The organism is Sporosarcina pasteurii, assembly GCF_041295575.1.
GTDB lineage: Bacteria > Bacillota > Bacilli > Bacillales_A > Planococcaceae > Sporosarcina > Sporosarcina pasteurii.
This window is the reverse complement of the sequence record NZ_CP160452.1, coordinates 2,814,059-2,831,637: the sequence shown is the minus strand read 5'-3', so window position 1 is coordinate 2,831,637 and position 17,579 is coordinate 2,814,059. Positions and strand designations below refer to the sequence as shown.

Here is a 17,579-nt window from a genome sequence, read left to right as displayed (position 1 = left end):
AAACATGAAAATATCGATAAGATTGCTAGTAGTTATGACCGCGATGATGTTGATTATGGCAGCTTGTTCAAAGTCTAAGGAAGAAGAACAACCAAATCCGGAGGAGACAGGAAAAGAATCCGACTTGCCGGAAGAAGTCCAGCAGTATAAAGCGCCATTTACAGGTATGACAGTGAACGAAGAAAAGAAAATGCGTCCGGTTCTTGTAACGATTAATAATCATCCTGATGCAAGGCCACAATCCGGTTTAAGTGATGCGGATATGATTTATGAGTTGATGACGGAAGGAAATACAACGAGGTATTTGGCTTTATTCCAAAGCGAATTACCTGATGAAATTGGGCCAGTTCGAAGTGCAAGGGATATGTTTATTCATCTGGCGCAAGGGCTCGATGCTTTTTACGTAGCGCATGGTTACAGTCCCGATGCGCTAGCACTATTGAAATCGGGTGATGTAGACCATGTCAATGGCATGCAGCATGACGGAACACTTTTTAAACGTTCAACGGATCGTAAGGCACCTCATAACTCTTATATTTCTGGTGAAAATATTCGGATTGCTGTCGAGCAAGTAAACGCACCGATGATGATTGACAAAATGCCGTCACTTTCTTTCCATGAATCTATTGAAAGTGCTAAAATAGAACAGAGTGCATCAACGATTACCGTCCAAAATGGTTCACATCCAGTATTTACAAGTACGTATACGTATGATGAACAAACGGGGAGCTATGAACAATCGGTAAACAACGTTCAAACGATTGACCAAGCTAATGGTGAGCCGATTGAACTTGCGAATATTCTTGTTTTCGAAGCCGCACATCAAACAATTGATGCAGAAGGTAGACAAGCAATTGATCTTGAATCTGGCGGTAAAGCACGCCTATTCCAAGCAGGTGGCGTGAAAGAAATAGAATGGACGAACGTCGATGGGATGTTAGTGCCTGTTGAAAATGGTGTAACTGTTAAACTTGTTCCTGGGAAAACATGGATCCATATCGTTAAAACAGATCCTGGAATTGAGGCAAATGTTTCATATACACCTTAAATTTTATAAGAGAGTGGGAATGAAATATGCAATTAGATAAAATTCGTGGACCTCAAACGGACCAATTATTTGAAGCGATTTTACAAATAAAAAATGTTGAAGAGTGCTATGAATTTTTCGATGACCTTTGTACAATTAGTGAGATTCAATCACTCGCTCAGCGTTTAGAAGTCGCGCAAATGCTAAATTCAAAGAAAACGTACGACACAATACAACTCGAAACAGGCGCAAGCACCGCCACAATCTCACGTGTACGACGTTGCGTGGACTATGGGTCAGGTGGCTATAATAAAATTTTAGAGCGTCTAAATGCGAGTCGTGAAGAAGAGTAAAGATTCATAAGCATCCAATGAAAACATCTTTAAATGGTGTATTTCCTGTAATCCGGGGACCCATTGTTAAGGGTGTTTTTGTTATTTTTTAATAATCGTCATTTATATAAAGGTATTTTCGTTGATTGGAGCGGAAGGCGGTGAGTGCGCTCAAACGCTTCGCTTTTTGGTCGCAAAAGCCGCTCTTCGTGACGGCTCTTCCAGCGGGAACAGCGCGAGCTAGCCGAACAACGAAGGGTTCGGTTGTATAATTTTGCGGTCTTTGCGAAATTATACAGAAAGCTCTTGCCCCGCAGGAACGCAGTGACGAGGAGATTGAAGCCGTGCCCGCGGAAAGCGTCCGCTTGTAGCGGAAATCAACCTTGTAACATAATCCTAAAAAACAACCGGTCAGGGAAAGAATCTGATCGGCTTTTTTGGTATAATGGTTTGACGAACTTAAATGGTTAGGTGGATGACAATGGATTATACAAAATGGCGTCATGCCTTTAAATTAGACCCTGCCAAAGAAATTTCCGACGAAGACTTGGAACAAATCGCTGAATCGGGAACAGATGGCATTATTGTAGGGGGTACAGACGAAGTGACATTGGACGGGGTACTTGATTTACTCGTTCGGGTTCGACGTTTTTCCGTACCGCTGGCGTTAGAAGTGTCTACGGTTGAATCCGTGACACCAGGATTTGATTATTACTTTATCCCAACAGTATTAAACGCTACAGAAACAAAGTGGATAAATGGTCTTCATCATGCAGCGCTTAAAGAGTATGGGCATATGATGAACTGGGAAGAAATTATAGTAGAAGGTTATTGTATTTTAAACCCGGACTGTAAGGCGGCGAAAGTGACGAAAGCGAAGCCGATTACGGACGAAGAGGATTTAGTTGCTTATGCCCAAATGGCGGAACATCTTTTTAAGCTACCCGTCTTTTATATGGAGTATAGCGGTACATATGGTGATGTGGACATGGTCCGTGCCGCGGCCGATATGCTAGACCAAACGAAACTGTTTTATGGTGGCGGCATTAAAAATACCCAAGATGCTAAAGAGATGGCAGAACTTGCAGATACCGTCATCGTTGGCAATATTATTTATGAAGATTTAAAAGTAGCTTTATCAACCGTGAAAGCTGTAAAATCAGTTGTCCGTTCAGAGCACTTAGATGTACAATAAAGAACAAATGTTCCGAAAGGGCGGTTTTGAATGAAATCAATAGCAGAAAACTTATTGAACGGGATGAACCCTGAACAAGCGCGTGCTGTAAAAGCAACAGAAGGACCACTTCTAATTATGGCGGGTGCTGGTTCAGGGAAGACGCGCGTATTAACGCATAGAATTGCTTATTTAATCGTTGAAAAAAATGTGTATCCATCCAATATTTTGGCCATTACTTTTACGAATAAAGCAGCGCGTGAAATGCGTGAAAGAATTGACGGATTGCTTGGGCCAGGCACGGGAGAGCGCATGTGGGTATCAACATTTCACTCGATGTGTGTGCGAATTTTACGCAGAAATATCGATCAAATCGGGTATTCGAAATCCTTTTCCATCCTTGATACAGCGGACCAGCTCACCGCAATTAAAAATGTTTTAAAAGAACTAAACTTAGATCCAAAGCAATACGAGCCGCGCACGATGTTAAACGCGATTAGTGACGCGAAAAATGAGTGTATTGATGAAAATACGTACCGGGCGCAAATTAATAAATTTAACCCATATGAAACGAAAATTGCGGACGTATATGAAGGTTATGCGAAAAAATTGCGTCAAAACCAATCACTCGATTTCGATGATCTCATCATGAAAACACTTGAACTTTTTGACAAAGTACCAGAAGTACTTAGCTTTTATCAAAACAAATTTCAATATATTCATGTGGACGAGTATCAGGATACAAACAACGCGCAGTACCAATTAGTAAATCAACTAGCTGCTAAATTTAAAAACCTATGTGTTGTTGGCGACTCCGACCAATCGATTTATAGATGGCGTGGAGCGGACATTGGGAATATCTTGTCATTTGAAAAAGATTATAAAGATGCGGAAGTAATCCTACTTGAGCAAAACTATCGTTCCACGAAACGCGTCTTGCAAGCGGCGAACGACGTAATTCTCAATAACCGTTCACGTTACGATAAACAACTACGAACTGATAACGCAGAAGGAGACCCGATTTACGTCTATAAAGCAAGCGACGAAAAAGCCGAGGCACAGTTTGTTGTTGGAAAAATTCTTGAACTTCAAAAAGAAGAAGGCTTGTCACTCGACCAATTTGCTGTTTTATATCGAACGAATGCTCAATCACGTGTCATAGAAGAATTTCTGGTTAAATCGAATATCGATTATACAATCGTTGGCGGTACGAAATTCTATGATCGAAAAGAAATTAAAGATTTACTCGCTTATTTACGTTTAATTGCCAATAACGAAGATGACTTAGCGCTTAGTCGAATTATTAATGAGCCAAAACGCGGCATTGGTGCAACTTCCTTTGAACGAATGGCCAGATTTGCAATTGAGCATGACCGTTCGATTTTTGATGCATTACAAGAGTCCGATTTTATGGGGCTAACAGGACGTGCTGCGAATGAAGTGGCGAAGTTCCGTGAGATGATTGAAGGATTCACGAAGATGCAGGAATATTTACCGGTATCTGAGCTTGTCGAAGAAGTGCTCGATAAAACGGGCTACCGTGCGATGTTAAAGAGGGAGAAAACGATTGAAGCGGAAAGCAGATTAGAAAATATTGAAGAATTCCTTTCTGTTACGCAAGCATTTGAAAAGCGTTCTGAAGATGAAGATAAATCACTCGTAGCCTTTTTAACTGACTTAGCCTTAATCGCAGACATCGATTCGCTTGATAATGAAGAAAATAAAGAAGCTGAAAAAGTTGTCTTAATGACAATGCACGGTGCTAAAGGACTTGAATATCCAGTCGTGTTCATTATTGGTATGGAAGAAAATGTTTTCCCGCACTCTCGTTCGATGGATGACCATGAAGAAATGGAAGAAGAAAGAAGACTTGCGTATGTAGGCATTACGCGTGCCGAACAAAAGCTTTATCTAACGTCGGCGCGTTATAGAATGCTTTACGGGCGTTCAAGCTATAATCAACCATCTAGATTTATCGGGGAGATTTCTGAAGAGGTTATTGAAAACCTATCTGACGATCATGCTGTTTCATTCGGCGGCGGAATACAAAGCCGTTCAAAAGCGCCTGCTAGACGTTCGGCTGTGAAAAGACCTGCCTATCAAGCAAGTGGTGGCGAGAAGATGGGCTGGCGCGTTGGCGATAAAGCGAACCATAAAAAATGGGGCACGGGAATGGTTGTCAGTATAACGGGATCGGGAGAAGAGATAGAGCTCGATATCGCATTTCCAGACCCAATTGGTATTAAACGTTTATTAGCAAAATTTGCTCCAATTGAAAAGGTGTGAAAGATTTAGGAGGAACAGATGAATGGATAGAATTGAACTTGAAAAGCGAGTGGAAGAGTTAAATCGTCTCCTCCATAAGTACGCTCATGCTTATTATACGCTCGATAAACCACTCGTTTCCGATGCAGCTTATGATGAGTTGTTTCAAGAACTACTGGCAATCGAAACAGAGCATCCAGATTTACGGTTTCCAGATTCACCAACAGCACGCGTTGGTGGCGAGATACTTTCAGGTTTCGGTAAAGTCACGCACGAAAATCCGATGCTAAGTTTAGCGAATGCCTTTAATGAGCAAGACTTACGTGATTTCGACAGACGCGTCCAAGAAGCAACATCGCCAAACGTTTCCTATATTTGCGAATTAAAAATCGATGGCTTAGCCATTTCGCTTAGATATGTAGATGGGCGATTTGTACAAGGCGCAACCCGTGGTGATGGGACGGTCGGCGAAGATATTACGGAAAACTTGAAAACAATTCGTACCGTTCCGCTGCGTCTCCAAGAACCCGTATCTCTTGAAGTACGGGGAGAAGCTTATATGCCAAAAGGTTCTTTCGTCAAACTCAACGAAGCACGTGACGAGGCGGGAGAAGAACGATTTGCTAACCCTCGAAATGCGGCGGCAGGATCACTTCGTCAACTAGATCCGAAGATTGCGGCGAGTAGAAACTTAGCCATTTTTGTTTACGGAATAGGCGGAGATGGCAGCGAATATGGCGTCGATAGCCATTCTGATGCATTAGATTACACACATACATTGGGCTTCCAAACGAATAAAGAAAGACGTCGATGTGCCAATATCGATGAAGTCATTTCATACATCGAAGAATGGACTGAAAAAAGGACCTCTTTGGATTATGAAATTGATGGCATCGTTGTCAAAGTTGATTCATTTGAAGACCAGGAACAACTTGGATTTACAGCACGTAATCCGAGATGGGCAATCGCTTATAAGTTCCCGGCTGAAGAAGTGATGACAAAGCTAACAGATGTCGAATTAAGTGTAGGTAGAACAGGTGTCGTCACACCGACCGCAATTCTTGAACCAGTCCTCGTTGATGGGACAACAGTTGGACGGGCTTCCTTACACAACGAGGACTTAATTAAAGAAAAAGATATTCGGATTGGCGACACGGTCATTATTCGAAAAGCTGGAGACATTATTCCAGAAGTCGTTGCACCGATAATCGAAAGTCGAACTGGCGATGAAATGCCATTTGCAATGCCCGAAAATTGTCCGGAATGCGACTCTGAACTTGTTCGCTTAGATGAAGAAGTCGCATTACGCTGTGTGAATCCACAATGTCCTGCGCAGATGAAAGAAGCAATCATCCACTTCGTTTCACGGAACGCGATGAATATTGAAGGGATTGGCGAGCGCATTGTTGAGCAATTGTACCGCGCGGAGCTTGTCTATGATGTAGCCGATTTATATGCTTTAACCCGAGAGCAATTAATTGAGCTAGAGCGTATGGGCGAAAAATCTGTCTCTAATTTATTAACGGCAATTGAACAATCGAAAGAAAATTCATTAGAAAAACTGTTATTTGGTTTAGGGATTCGTCATGTTGGGGTGAATGCCGCTACGATTTTAGCTGAAGAATTTGGCACACTTGAAGCACTGATGCAAGCTGACGAAGAAAAACTTGTTTCGATTCATGAAATTGGCGACAAAGTAGCAGAATCTGTGACGACTTATTTTAATAACGAAGATGTACTTTCGGTCATCCAAAAATTAGAAAGCACAGGCTTAAACTTAAGGTATAAAGGATTGACGCAAGAAGATGTCCCAAGCGAAGGGCCATTTGTTGGCAAAACAATCGTTTTAACAGGTAAACTCTATGAAATGACACGCGGAGAAGCGAAAAAGCAAATTGAAGCACTTGGCGGGAAAGTAACAGGAAGTGTTAGTAAAAATACAGACATCGTTGTCGCTGGGGAAGCAGCGGGATCTAAACTTGTCCGTGCACAAGAGCTAGAAATTACCGTTTGGGATGAAGCGCAACTCATAGAAGCGTTAGGGGAAATTTAATGATGAGAAGATTATTAACGATACTAGGACTCGTTGCAGTGTTAATGATTTCCGGCTGTGTCCCTGGAATCGATAAAAGTGACGATGAAGTGGTACAGGATACTGAGGAAGCGGCTGAAGAAACAGTTATTATTCCTGATGTTCAGCTAAAAGGTGAATATTACCGAACGCTTCTCCCATTCAAGAAAAGTGCAAGTCGGGGGCTTATAGTTAACAATATTCATACAAAATATGATATGAGAGAAGTGGAAGAGGGACTTTTACGTCTCTCTACACAACGATTTTCGCCAGACGATCACTTCTTTCAAGAAGGACAATATATAACGCAAGAAATGGCCATGTCTTGGATTCGTAGAAAATCTGAAGATAATCCAGAAGGACTTAACCCGGCGGTTACAGCTAAAATGAAAGATGATGAAATTGCAGACAAAGCGCCCATTTATTTAGCGCATATTGTAGAGCAAAACTATCTTGTCATGACGAAAGAAAACAAAGTCCGCTTAGATGGTATATCTATCGGATTGGCCATGAACTCCATTTATTATGCAAGAGCTGGAAAAGAGACGGCTATTTCAGACAGTGTGCTTGAAGAACAAGGTATGTTGATGGGCGAGGAAATTGTGAAACGTCTACGTTCGATTGAAGGGTTAGAAGATATTCCAATTGTTGTCGGTTTATTTAAACAAGAAAGCAATAACTCAATTACTCCTGGCCACTATTTTGCGACTGTCGTTGCGGAAGGCGGAAAAGGGCCTTCGGGATGGAAAAAAGTCGATGAAAAGCATGTCATATTTCCATCATCGACTAATGATGAGAAGCACAGAGATGTAAATACTGCATTTCGTAATTTCAAACAGGCGATTGATGATTACTTCCCAAGTTTTGTAAATGTCATTGGACGGGGGCATTATGCAAATGGCTCATTGCGTTCATTGGAAATTGAAGTTCCAATTCAATTTTATGGAACGAGTGAAATTATTGGTTTTGTTCAATATTTAACGAGTCAAATTCCGAAGTATTTACCGGATGTGCATATTGAAGTAAGTGTAACATCAATTAATGGACCTGAAGCGCTCATTGTGAAGGAAAGTGGCGAGGAAGAGCCATATGTCCATATTTATGGCTATTAATTCTTTCCATCACTTTTCCCGAGTGCTATGATTAAGGATGCGAGTAATTGATAAGGAGGAGTCACCATGTCAAAATTAACAAGAGAAGAAGTGTTAGCAGTTGCCGATCGTGCAATGCTTGAACTAACGGATGAAGAAGCGGATATGTACGCAGAGGAGTTATCAACATTTATTAACTATGCTGATAAGTTGAATGAACTGAATACAGATCACGTTGAGCCGATGACACATGTGCTTCAACAAAAGAACGTAATGCGTGAGGATGTTGTACAAGATGTGTTAGCGCGTGAAGAAATGTTAGCGGGCGTTAAGGAACATAAAGACGGAGAAATTAAAGTACCGACAATCCTTTCATAATGATGCACAAGGAGGAAAAAAGATGACATTATTAAATAAAACAACAGCGGAACTTCAGGATCTGCTACATAATAAAGAAGTTTCGGTTAAAGAATTAACTGAAGCAACATATGAACGTGTTGAGAAAACAGACGAAGATGTGCAAGCATTCATTTCGTTAAATAAAGAGCAAGCGCTCGAACAAGCAGCACAATTAGACAACGAACCTGTTGAGAACCGCGGACCTCTTTTTGGGCTACCACTTGGGGTGAAAGATAACATTGTAACAAAAGGAATCACGACAACAGCTGCAAGTCGTATGCTAGAAGATTTCGTGCCTGTTTATGATGCGACAGTAGTTGAAAGATTGAACAAAGCAGGAATGGTTTCAGTTGGTAAATTAAACTTAGATGAGTTTGCGATGGGTTCGACAACAGAAACGTCGGCATTTAAAATAACACGCAATCCTTGGAATCTTGACCATGTCCCAGGAGGTTCTTCAGGCGGTTCTGCAGCAGCAGTAGCGGCAGGAGAAATTCCATTTGCACTTGGGACAGATACAGGTGGTTCTATCCGTCAACCTGCTGCATTTTGTGGCATTGTAGGTATGAAACCAACATACGGACGCGTATCCCGTTCTGGACTCATTGCACTAGCTTCATCGTTTGACCAAATTGGTCCAATGACACGTACAGTTGAAGATAATGCGCTTTTATTACAAGCGATTGCAGGTTTAGATGCGAAAGATTCTTCGTCTTCACCAATTGAAGTACCTAATTATAAAGAAGCTTTAACTGGTGACATAAAAGGCTTGAAAATTGGTGTGCCTACTGAATATTTAGGCGAAGGTGTGAGTGAAGAGGCGAAAGCAGCAACACTTGAAGCATTAAAAGTGTTGGAATCACTTGGCGCAATTGTTGAAGAAGTATCTCTTCCACATTCAACGTATGCATTGCCTGCTTATTATTTCGTTACCTCTGCTGAAGCATCTTCAGGCTTAGCGCGTTATGATGGTGTTCATTATGGATATCGTTCCGAAAACGCTAAAAACTTGGATGAGATTTATAGAAAATCACGTGCCGAAGCATTTGGTCATGACGTAAAACGTCGTATTCTACTTGGTACGTACACATTAGGTGCGGGACACTACGATGATATTTATAAAAAAGCACAACGCGCAAGAGCACTCGTTGCACAAGACTTTTCGGATGCTTTTGCAAAATATGATGTCTTAATTAGCCCTGCTGCACCTACGAAAGCAATGAAAATTGGTGAGGACTCTGTGGATATCGTAACGAAATTCATGAGCGATATTCTAACGACGCCAATTAACCTTGCAGGCGTACCGGCGATTTCAGTACCGTGTGGATTCTCAAATGAACTACCACTTGGGTTGCAAATTATCGGAAACCATTTTGATGAAGCATTGATTTACAAAGTGGCACATGCGTATGAACAAGCGACTGATTTTCATACTCGCACTCCAGCCATACGGGAGGAGAAATAATTATGAATTTCGAAACAGTCATCGGACTTGAAGTCCACGTCGAATTAAAAACGAACACAAAAATCTTTTCATCTGCACCATCCCATTTCGGTGCAGAACCAAATGCGAACATTCACGCAACAGACCTTGCATATCCAGGTGTACTGCCAGTATTAAATAAATCTGTAGTAGATTTTGGCATGAAAGCTGCGATGGCGCTTAATTGTGAAATTGCTGATGTGATGCATTTTGACCGTAAACATTATTACTATCCGGACAATCCGAAAGCTTACCAAATTTCACAAGAAGACCGTCCAATAGGTGAGCACGGTTGGGTAGAAATAGAAGTAGATGGCAAGAAGAAAAAAATCGGGATTACGCGTATTCACCTAGAAGAAGACGCTGGAAAACTGACGCATACAGATGAAGGGTATTCACTTGTCGACTTAAACCGTCAAGGAACACCACTCATTGAAATCGTATCAGAACCAGATATTCGTTCACCAGAAGAAGCGTATGCTTTCTTAGAAAAACTAAAAGCAATTATCGAATATACTGGCGTATCTGATGTCCGTATGGAAGAAGGATCACTACGCTGTGATGCGAACGTTTCTCTACGCCCATATGGTCAAGAAGCGTTTGGAACAAAGACAGAACTGAAAAACTTAAACTCTTTCAACTTTGTTCGTAGAGGACTCATTCACGAAGTTGCACGTCAAGCAGAAGTGTTACTATCTGGCGGCGAGATACTACAAGAAACACGTCGTTATGATGAAGCAACAGGGAAAACAGTTCTCATGCGTGTGAAAAGCGGAGTAGACGATTACCGATTCATCAATGACCCTGACTTACCGGAAGTTTATATTGATGAAGATTGGAAAAACCGTATTCGTGCGGAAATTCCTGAGTTGCCAGATGCACGTAAAGCGCGTTATATTAATGAGCTTGATTTACCTGAATATGACGCAATGGTTCTAACGTTAACGAAAGCAATGTCTGACTTCTTTGAGGCGACAGTTGCTGCGGGCGCAGATCCAAAACTTGCCTCTAACTGGCTCATGGGTGACGTTTCTGCGTATATGAATGCTGAACAAAAAGAACTTAGCGAATTAGCGCTAACGCCAGAAGGATTAACAGGCATGATTAAACTAATCCAAGATGGGACAATTTCATCTAAAATCGCGAAAAAAGTATTTAAAGAGCTCGTTGAAAAAGGCGGGGACGCAGAGGAAATCGTTAAAGCGAAAGGGCTTGTACAAATTTCCGACGAAGGCGCACTTCGCAAAATGGTCACAGAAGTACTTGAAGCAAATCCACAGTCAATCGTGGACTTCAAAGAAGGAAAAGGCCGTGCACTTGGTTTCTTAGTAGGACAAGTCATGAAGGCGTCTAAAGGGCAAGCAAACCCACAACTTGTGAATAAAATACTTGCAGAAGAAATTGAGAAACAATAAATGAGTTCAAACGTCCTATGTTAGTAGAGAATGCTAACATAGGACGTTTTTTTTCCTATCGTAATGTTTGAGAAGAATACATATGCTAAAATAAATGGAGAAATTGTGTACAATATAGGCAGATGGTTCTTTAGTAAGAACGAACAAGTTGCTTGAAACAAATGGAAAACGTACAATGAAAGAAGTATGAAGTGAACTTGAATAGTAAGATTTAATTTCAACATTAAATATATGCGTCTCTGTTTATTGAGTTATGCTCAGTTAAAATCGAAATAGTAAAGATGAAATTAAAAAGATGAAATAGGAAGGGATTAGACAAATGAAACGTGCACGAATCATTTATAATCCGACAGCTGGACGAGAAATTTTTCGGAAGCATATCGGCGAAGTGTTAGAAAAGCTTGAAATAGCTGGCTATGAAACATCTTGCCATGCGACAACAGCGGAAGGTGACGCCACTGTGGCGGCGAAGCTAGCTGTAGAACGTGAATTTGACCTCATTATTGCAGTAGGGGGAGATGGCACACTCAACGAAGTCATTGCTGGTGTAAGTCCCTTTGAAAAAAGGCCGCGTATCGGGCTCATTCCAATGGGAACGACAAATGATTTTGCAAGAGCATTAAAAATTCCTCGCGATATTGACGAGGCGGTCAATATCATTGTAAATGGCGATACGATTCCAGTCGATGTTGGGATGATGAATGAGCGATATTTTATTAATATTGCTGGTGGTGGACGCGTTACAGAATTGACGTATGATGTCCCAAGCAAGTTGAAAACAATGCTTGGTCAATTAGCTTATTATCTAAAAGGGATTGAAATGTTGCCGTCAATTAATTCATCACATGTCAAGATTGAATACGACGGCGAAGTATTTGATGATGAGGCAATGTTGTTTCTCGTTGGATTAACGAATTCAGTAGGCGGTTTTGAAAAATTAGCGCCTGATTCAAGTATCAATGACGGTAAATTTACCTTACTCATATTAAAGAAATGTAATATCGCTGAATTTATTCGCGTTGCTTCTCTAGCATTACGCGGAGAACATTTAGATGACCCACTGGTCATTTCCGCTAAAGCTGAAAAAATTACGGTAACTTCACCAGCAAAAGTTCTACTGAACCTAGACGGTGAATACGGTGGTGTACTGCCAGCGACATTCCGAAATTTACATCGTCATATTGAAATGTTTGCACCGATTGATTCTTTACGTCCTGAAGATTTAATTGATATTGAATCAGATAAAACTGTATAAGTATACGCAAAACAAAAGCTATATCCATGTGATTCATAAAGGAATCACATGGATATAGCTTTGTTAAATTAAAAGTGGAATTGCTTGGTCTTGGTTGGCCGCAAGATCCGGTAGCTGCTTAATCGGAATGAAGCGAAGGCAAAAAATCATATCCTTATCCTTTCCCTCTCCTTTTACGCGGTGCTCCCATGCGTCTAAATTTTTTCCAGTATAAGCTAAATGGAATATATTTCTTTCATAAATGGCTTCTTTGTTTTTTGGAAAATAATTGGTTTTATTTACTTTGCCTTTCAATTCGAGGTGTTCCCTAGGGATTCCTGTTTCCTCTTCAATTTCTCGGTAAAGCGCATCAATGACAAGCTCGTCGTTTTCAATTGTTCCACCAGGAACTTGCATGCCTGCGTCATGATGTTTATGTTCAAATACTAAAAGTTCCCAATTCGGTTCTTCCCCCCGCGTAATGTAGGCGAGTACCTTTCGTTTTCTTTTCATATTTGTCACCTCTTTTTATGTGTACATTTAACAATACCAAATATTCACTCTATTCTCAAGTGTTTTATAAGAAAGATTATTGTTGGTTTTGAAAGAAGAATTAACTAATCGTTTTATAACCTTTATTCAACATAGGTAAACCTATTTTCTGCTATTATATTGTGTTGAATTAAGGAAATTAAACGTAGGTTATGAAATCGTTTTTAGTGTCAAGTGCTAACAAATTAAAAAAGAGCTTAATACTTCGGATGTCGTCTGTATTTTCATACGTACCGTGGTAAACTAAAGGCAGAAGAATTTTGGAGGAAAAATAATGGCATATATTGTAAATAAAAATGACCGCCTAACGGTCTATGTGGAAGATTTAACACATGATGGTTCAGGTGTTGCGAAAGTTGATGGATATCCGCTTTTCATTCCGAATGCATTGCCGGGAGAAGAAGTAGAAGTACAAGTGACGAAACCGATGAAGAAATACGGTTTAGCAAAATTAATTGCAGTGAAAAAAGCATCTCCTGACCGAGTAGAGCCACCGTGTCATGTGTTTTGGGATTGTGGAGGCTGTCAGCTTCAACATTTATCTTATGAAGCACAACTTGTTCAAAAACGGAAAACCGTTCGCGATGTGATGGACCGAATTGGAAAACTGCCGCATGTTCCGGTTCATCCAGTTAAGGGAATGGAAAATCCATGGCGTTACCGCAATAAATCCCAAATTCCATTTAGCGAAAAAAATGGAGAAACGATTGCAGGATTTTACAAAACGCGAACGCATGATATTGTCGATACAGATGTTTGTATTATTCAAAGCGAAGAAGCCGATGAACTGATGTCTACACTCAAACATAAATTACACGAATTGGGCATTCGGGCATATGACGAAATCAATCATCGGGGAATGCTACGTCATCTCGTCATTCGAAAAGCGCGTGCAACTGGCGAATTAATGGTTGTCCTCGTTACGCGCACAAAAAAGTTTCCACAAAAAGAAGCAGTCATTGACGTCATTAAAAGTGTTGTTCCAGAAGTTACGTCAATTATGCAAAACGTCAACACACAAAAAACGAATGTCATATTCGGCGAGGAAACCATTTTATTACACGGAAAACCCTTCATCGTCGATACAATTGGAGATATCCAATTTGAGATTTCCGCACGTTCTTTTTATCAAATAAATCCTGAACAAACGGAGGTTTTATACGGACAAGCATTAGAATACGCTCAGCTTACAGGTAATGAAACCGTGATTGATGCGTACTGTGGGATCGGCACAATTTCATTGTTTTTAGCTAAACAAGCAAAAGAAGTATACGGTGTTGAAATTGTTCCGCAAGCGATTGAAGATGCAAAACGAAATGCAGAATTGAACGCAATTGACAATGCCTATTTTGAAGCAGGTCCCGCAGAAGTGGTCATCCCCAAATGGTACGAAGAAGGAAAGCGCTTTGACGTGCTCATGGTCGATCCACCACGTAAAGGTTGCGATGAAAAACTATTAGAAACAATATTGGAATATAAACCAAGACGAATCGTGTACGTATCCTGTAATCCAGCGACACTCGCAAGGGATTTACGAATTCTGGAAGAAGGCGGATACCGAACGCAGGAAGTGCAACCAGTTGAAATGTTTGCTCAAAGCAGTCATGTCGAGTGTGTGGCTTGGTTAGAGATTTAAAAGATGGGCATATGGTGACAGTGGTCAAGCCCCATGAAAATGGACACAGAATAATAACTTAAATTGTGCCACTAAGCACCCTTACAATACGTAGTTAGGAAAGACGATGGCGATAAATACCCAAGTCTTTTCTGACTACGTTTTTTCGCGAAAAATAAAGCGTATTTCGGTAAATCCTCTAACAGTTGCTTGATTGTAGAAACCGGAAATAAAAGCGGGAATTCAACTTTCAAGTGAGAAAAAAAGCATTCAACCAAGGCGTTATCATAACAGTTCCCTTTGCGTGACATGCTTGGTGTAAATTTCAACTCCCTTGACAGCTGGCGATAGCGATAAGAACGATAGACGTTCCCTTGATCCGTATGAATCGTTACTTGGCTTAAATCCTTTAATTGACGTTCTTCCATTGCTTGACGGATTGTGGCCTCCATCATTGTTATGTCAGAATGATAGCCAACTTGAAAACCAATCGGCTCCCGATTAAAGAGGTCTATTAGAGTCGATACATAAATTTTTGTATCGTCAAAAGTGATTTCTGTTACATCCATTGCCCATTTATGGTTTGGGAAAAACGCATTAAAATCACGTTTTAACAAATTCGGATAAATGTAACCAGCGGCGACCTGTTTCTTTTCCTGAGTTGTCTTTTTCTTTCTCACTTTAGCTTTAATGCACATTTCGTCCATCAAACGGGCAACCCGTTTATGATTAATCACATATTTCTCCTGCTCTTTCAAAGTACCTGCAATTCGCTTTGCACCATAGGTGCCACCTGTCTCATTGTAAAGTTTTTGAATCATCTTTTTGTCTTTCCAATCACGTTCAGTGAGCACTCTTTTAGGACGTTTTAAATATGCATAATAACCACTAGGAGATACACCGAATGCTTTAGCTAGCTGCCGAACTGTGTACTCCTTTCTCAAACGTGTGATAGCTTCATAATAAACAGACTTTACTTCTGTTTGAGAAAGGTTTGGAACTTTTTTAGAATTTCCACCTGAATCCGCTGCTCCTCGTAAGCAACTTCAATCGCCTTTAAACGCTCTAATTCTCCTACCTCTACAGTAGTGGTTGTATTAGTGTTCTTATCAGTTTTTAGAAATGATTGTGGTCCATGATTTTTATATTGCTTGACCCATTGTTGAATGCTAGTTTGACTTACGTTTATCTCTTCCGCCATCTGTTTTGTAGGTATATGCTCCCTTAAAATACGCTCAACTGCTTTTATTTTATCCTCAGGTGATGTATAAATGCTTCGTTTTCTACGTGGTCGGTAAACCATAAGATCAACCCCTTTTTATAATTTAGAAATATTGTTGGTACAATACTATACCCACTTTGTGTCCATTATAAGGGGGGCGACCACAGTCACTAAAACAGTCGTGTTAATTTGAATAAACATGAATTTCATGAATGTTTGGGTGACTGTCCCGCTTTTAAACATGGTGAAAAGTATCAAGTACTCGATCAATTCGAGCGCCTGATACTTTTGTTTTAAAACGTATTTTTTCTATATCAATCTGTCAGCAAAATTTCCTTTAACGCCCACGGTACAAATGGATGAGGTTTTGATTTTCTCCTCTGGCAAATACATCTGTCCGGTTAGGTCCCCAAGATACAGCTGCGGGAGCCGATGTAATTGAGCCGCCAAGGTCCTCCCAGTCTACCCAACGAGATCCATTCCATGTTCGTTTATACAGTCTTTGATTTGTTCCTCTTACAAATACATCGAGTCGATTTGGACGGCTTGAAGATACAGCAGGGCCACTTGTCAATACCCCGCCAAGGCTCTCCCAATTACTCCAACTAGATCCATCCCACCATTTATGAATTAAATCCTGATTTTGACCTCTAGCAAAAACATCAATCCGGTTAGGACCCCAAGATACAGCCGCTGGTTCAGAGGCTAGTGTACCGCCAAGGTCTTCCCAATCTTCCCAGCGAGAACCATTCCATGTTTTTTTATAGAGTCTTTGATTCGTTCCCCTTACAAATACATCCAGTTGATTCGGACGGCGTGACGAAACAGCGGGCCCACTCGTTAGGACACCACCAAGGCTCTCCCAATCGCTCCAACGACTTCCATCCCACCATTTATGATATAAACTATTGTCGGTTCCTCTTACGAAAACATCAATTCGATTAGGTCCCCAGGAAACTGCAGCAGGCGCTGAAGTTAATACGCCACCAAGCGTTTCCCAATTGCTCCAACCTCGACCATCCCACCATTTGTGATACAGGCTTTGGTCCGTACCTCTTGCAAATACATCGAGTCGATTTGGCTGCCAAGAAGCGACTGTAGGTGCTGATGTTAATACTCCCCCTAGGTCTTCCCATCCTATCCAGTCGCGACCAGGTTGTTGGCCGCCATCTCCAAGTTCATTCAACGTAATTTGGATGACCCTCACTAGGATTCGATCGACTACATTTTGCGGGATATTAAATTGCCTATACAGTAGATTTAACCATGGGAATTGGCGCTGAAATTGATTGTAGATTTGGGTTGCAGTTTGATTTGTGTTTGCCTGGTTGAGTGTGTAGTTAACTACGAGTAGAAATACATAATCAGTTATAGCACGGGGCATACCGGCTTGATCTAGCTCTGAATATAAGTTTCTGTGTTGCGAACGAAGTATTTGCATAATTTCCTGCGCAGTTGGGCGTTGATTCGAAATTAATTGTGGTTGGTTCACTGCCATATGCTGTGGATTTCCAAATGCCTGTTGTTGATTTGCATACATATACGGATGATTCGCATATAGATGCGGTTGATTATAATAATGTGGTGCTTGATATAAATATCTATACAACTTACTACCTCCTCTATTACAGAGTCAGTATATGCAAGGCAAGGCTTATTTGGTTACCTATGTCATGAACAAATCTAGCAGGTGACTAGG

15 protein-coding genes are annotated in these 17,579 nt (G+C 40.9%); 11 read left to right on the top strand and 4 right to left on the bottom strand.

The window, feature by feature from the left end; all coding sequences use genetic code 11:
* Positions 1–4 precede the first annotated feature (4 nt).
* From AB1H92_RS13645 to AB1H92_RS13600, 10 genes are all read left to right on the top strand, one after another.
* Positions 5–1,048, top strand: coding sequence for a DUF3048 domain-containing protein (locus AB1H92_RS13645; RefSeq protein WP_115363138.1), 1,044 nt, complete (start codon positions 5–7; stop codon positions 1,046–1,048).
* A 26-nt stretch (positions 1,049–1,074) separates the two neighbouring features.
* Positions 1,075–1,380 (top strand): YerC/YecD family TrpR-related protein, encoded by a 306-nt coding sequence (locus tag AB1H92_RS13640; RefSeq protein ID WP_115363136.1) that lies wholly within the window; start codon positions 1,075–1,077, stop codon positions 1,378–1,380.
* Positions 1,381–1,840: 460 nt separating this feature from the next.
* Positions 1,841–2,554 (top strand): heptaprenylglyceryl phosphate synthase, encoded by a 714-nt coding sequence (locus tag AB1H92_RS13635; RefSeq protein WP_115363134.1) that lies wholly within the window; start codon positions 1,841–1,843, stop codon positions 2,552–2,554.
* A gap of 30 nt (positions 2,555–2,584) precedes the next feature.
* Positions 2,585–4,819 (top strand): DNA helicase PcrA, encoded by a 2,235-nt coding sequence (gene pcrA, locus AB1H92_RS13630; RefSeq protein WP_115363132.1) that lies wholly within the window; start codon positions 2,585–2,587, stop codon positions 4,817–4,819.
* Positions 4,820–4,841: 22 nt separating this feature from the next.
* Positions 4,842–6,851, top strand: coding sequence for an NAD-dependent DNA ligase LigA (gene ligA / locus AB1H92_RS13625; RefSeq protein ID WP_115363130.1), 2,010 nt, complete (start codon positions 4,842–4,844; stop codon positions 6,849–6,851).
* Positions 6,851–7,981 (top strand): CamS family sex pheromone protein, encoded by a 1,131-nt coding sequence (locus AB1H92_RS13620; RefSeq protein ID WP_311157255.1) that lies wholly within the window; start codon positions 6,851–6,853, stop codon positions 7,979–7,981. The genes ligA and AB1H92_RS13620 overlap by 1 nt, the downstream gene beginning before the upstream one ends.
* A 66-nt stretch (positions 7,982–8,047) precedes the next feature.
* Positions 8,048–8,338 (top strand): Asp-tRNA(Asn)/Glu-tRNA(Gln) amidotransferase subunit GatC, encoded by a 291-nt coding sequence (gene gatC, locus AB1H92_RS13615; RefSeq protein WP_115363128.1) that lies wholly within the window; start codon positions 8,048–8,050, stop codon positions 8,336–8,338.
* Positions 8,339–8,360: 22 nt separating this feature from the next.
* Positions 8,361–9,824, top strand: a complete 1,464-nt coding sequence (gene gatA, locus AB1H92_RS13610; protein WP_115363126.1) for an Asp-tRNA(Asn)/Glu-tRNA(Gln) amidotransferase subunit GatA — start codon at positions 8,361–8,363, stop codon at positions 9,822–9,824.
* A gap of 2 nt (positions 9,825–9,826) precedes the next feature.
* Positions 9,827–11,257 (top strand): Asp-tRNA(Asn)/Glu-tRNA(Gln) amidotransferase subunit GatB, encoded by a 1,431-nt coding sequence (gene gatB, locus AB1H92_RS13605; protein ID WP_115363124.1) that lies wholly within the window; start codon positions 9,827–9,829, stop codon positions 11,255–11,257.
* Between the two features lie 319 nt (positions 11,258–11,576).
* Positions 11,577–12,512 carry a diacylglycerol kinase gene (locus tag AB1H92_RS13600; RefSeq protein WP_115363122.1) on the top strand — a complete coding sequence of 312 codons (936 nt, stop codon included), beginning with the start codon at positions 11,577–11,579 and terminating at the stop codon, positions 12,510–12,512.
* A gap of 63 nt (positions 12,513–12,575) precedes the next feature.
* Here the strand turns inward: AB1H92_RS13600 and AB1H92_RS13595 are convergent, their stop codons facing one another.
* Positions 12,576–13,004, bottom strand: a complete 429-nt coding sequence (locus AB1H92_RS13595; RefSeq protein ID WP_115363120.1) for an NUDIX domain-containing protein — start codon at positions 13,002–13,004, stop codon at positions 12,576–12,578.
* Positions 13,005–13,317: 313 nt separating this feature from the next.
* Between AB1H92_RS13595 and rlmD the strand changes: the two genes are divergently transcribed.
* Entirely contained in the window at positions 13,318–14,679 is a 1,362-nt protein-coding gene (rlmD, locus tag AB1H92_RS13590; RefSeq protein ID WP_115363117.1) for a 23S rRNA (uracil(1939)-C(5))-methyltransferase RlmD, read from the top strand.
* A 71-nt stretch (positions 14,680–14,750) separates the two neighbouring features.
* Here rlmD and AB1H92_RS13585 read toward each other — a convergent pair whose 3' ends face one another.
* From AB1H92_RS13585 to AB1H92_RS13575, 3 genes are all read right to left on the bottom strand, one after another.
* Positions 14,751–15,602: an IS3 family transposase gene (locus AB1H92_RS13585; RefSeq protein WP_243835666.1), complete on the bottom strand. Its 852-nt coding sequence runs from the start codon at positions 15,600–15,602 to the stop codon at positions 14,751–14,753.
* Between the two features lie 29 nt (positions 15,603–15,631).
* Positions 15,632–15,961 carry a helix-turn-helix domain-containing protein gene (locus tag AB1H92_RS13580; protein ID WP_115363113.1) on the bottom strand — a complete coding sequence of 110 codons (330 nt, stop codon included), beginning with the start codon at positions 15,959–15,961 and terminating at the stop codon, positions 15,632–15,634.
* Between the two features lie 256 nt (positions 15,962–16,217).
* On the bottom strand, positions 16,218–17,489 hold the full coding sequence (locus tag AB1H92_RS13575; protein ID WP_243835668.1) for a DUF346 domain-containing protein: 1,272 nt from the start codon (positions 17,487–17,489) through the stop codon (positions 16,218–16,220).
* Between the last annotated feature and the right edge of the window lie 90 nt (positions 17,490–17,579).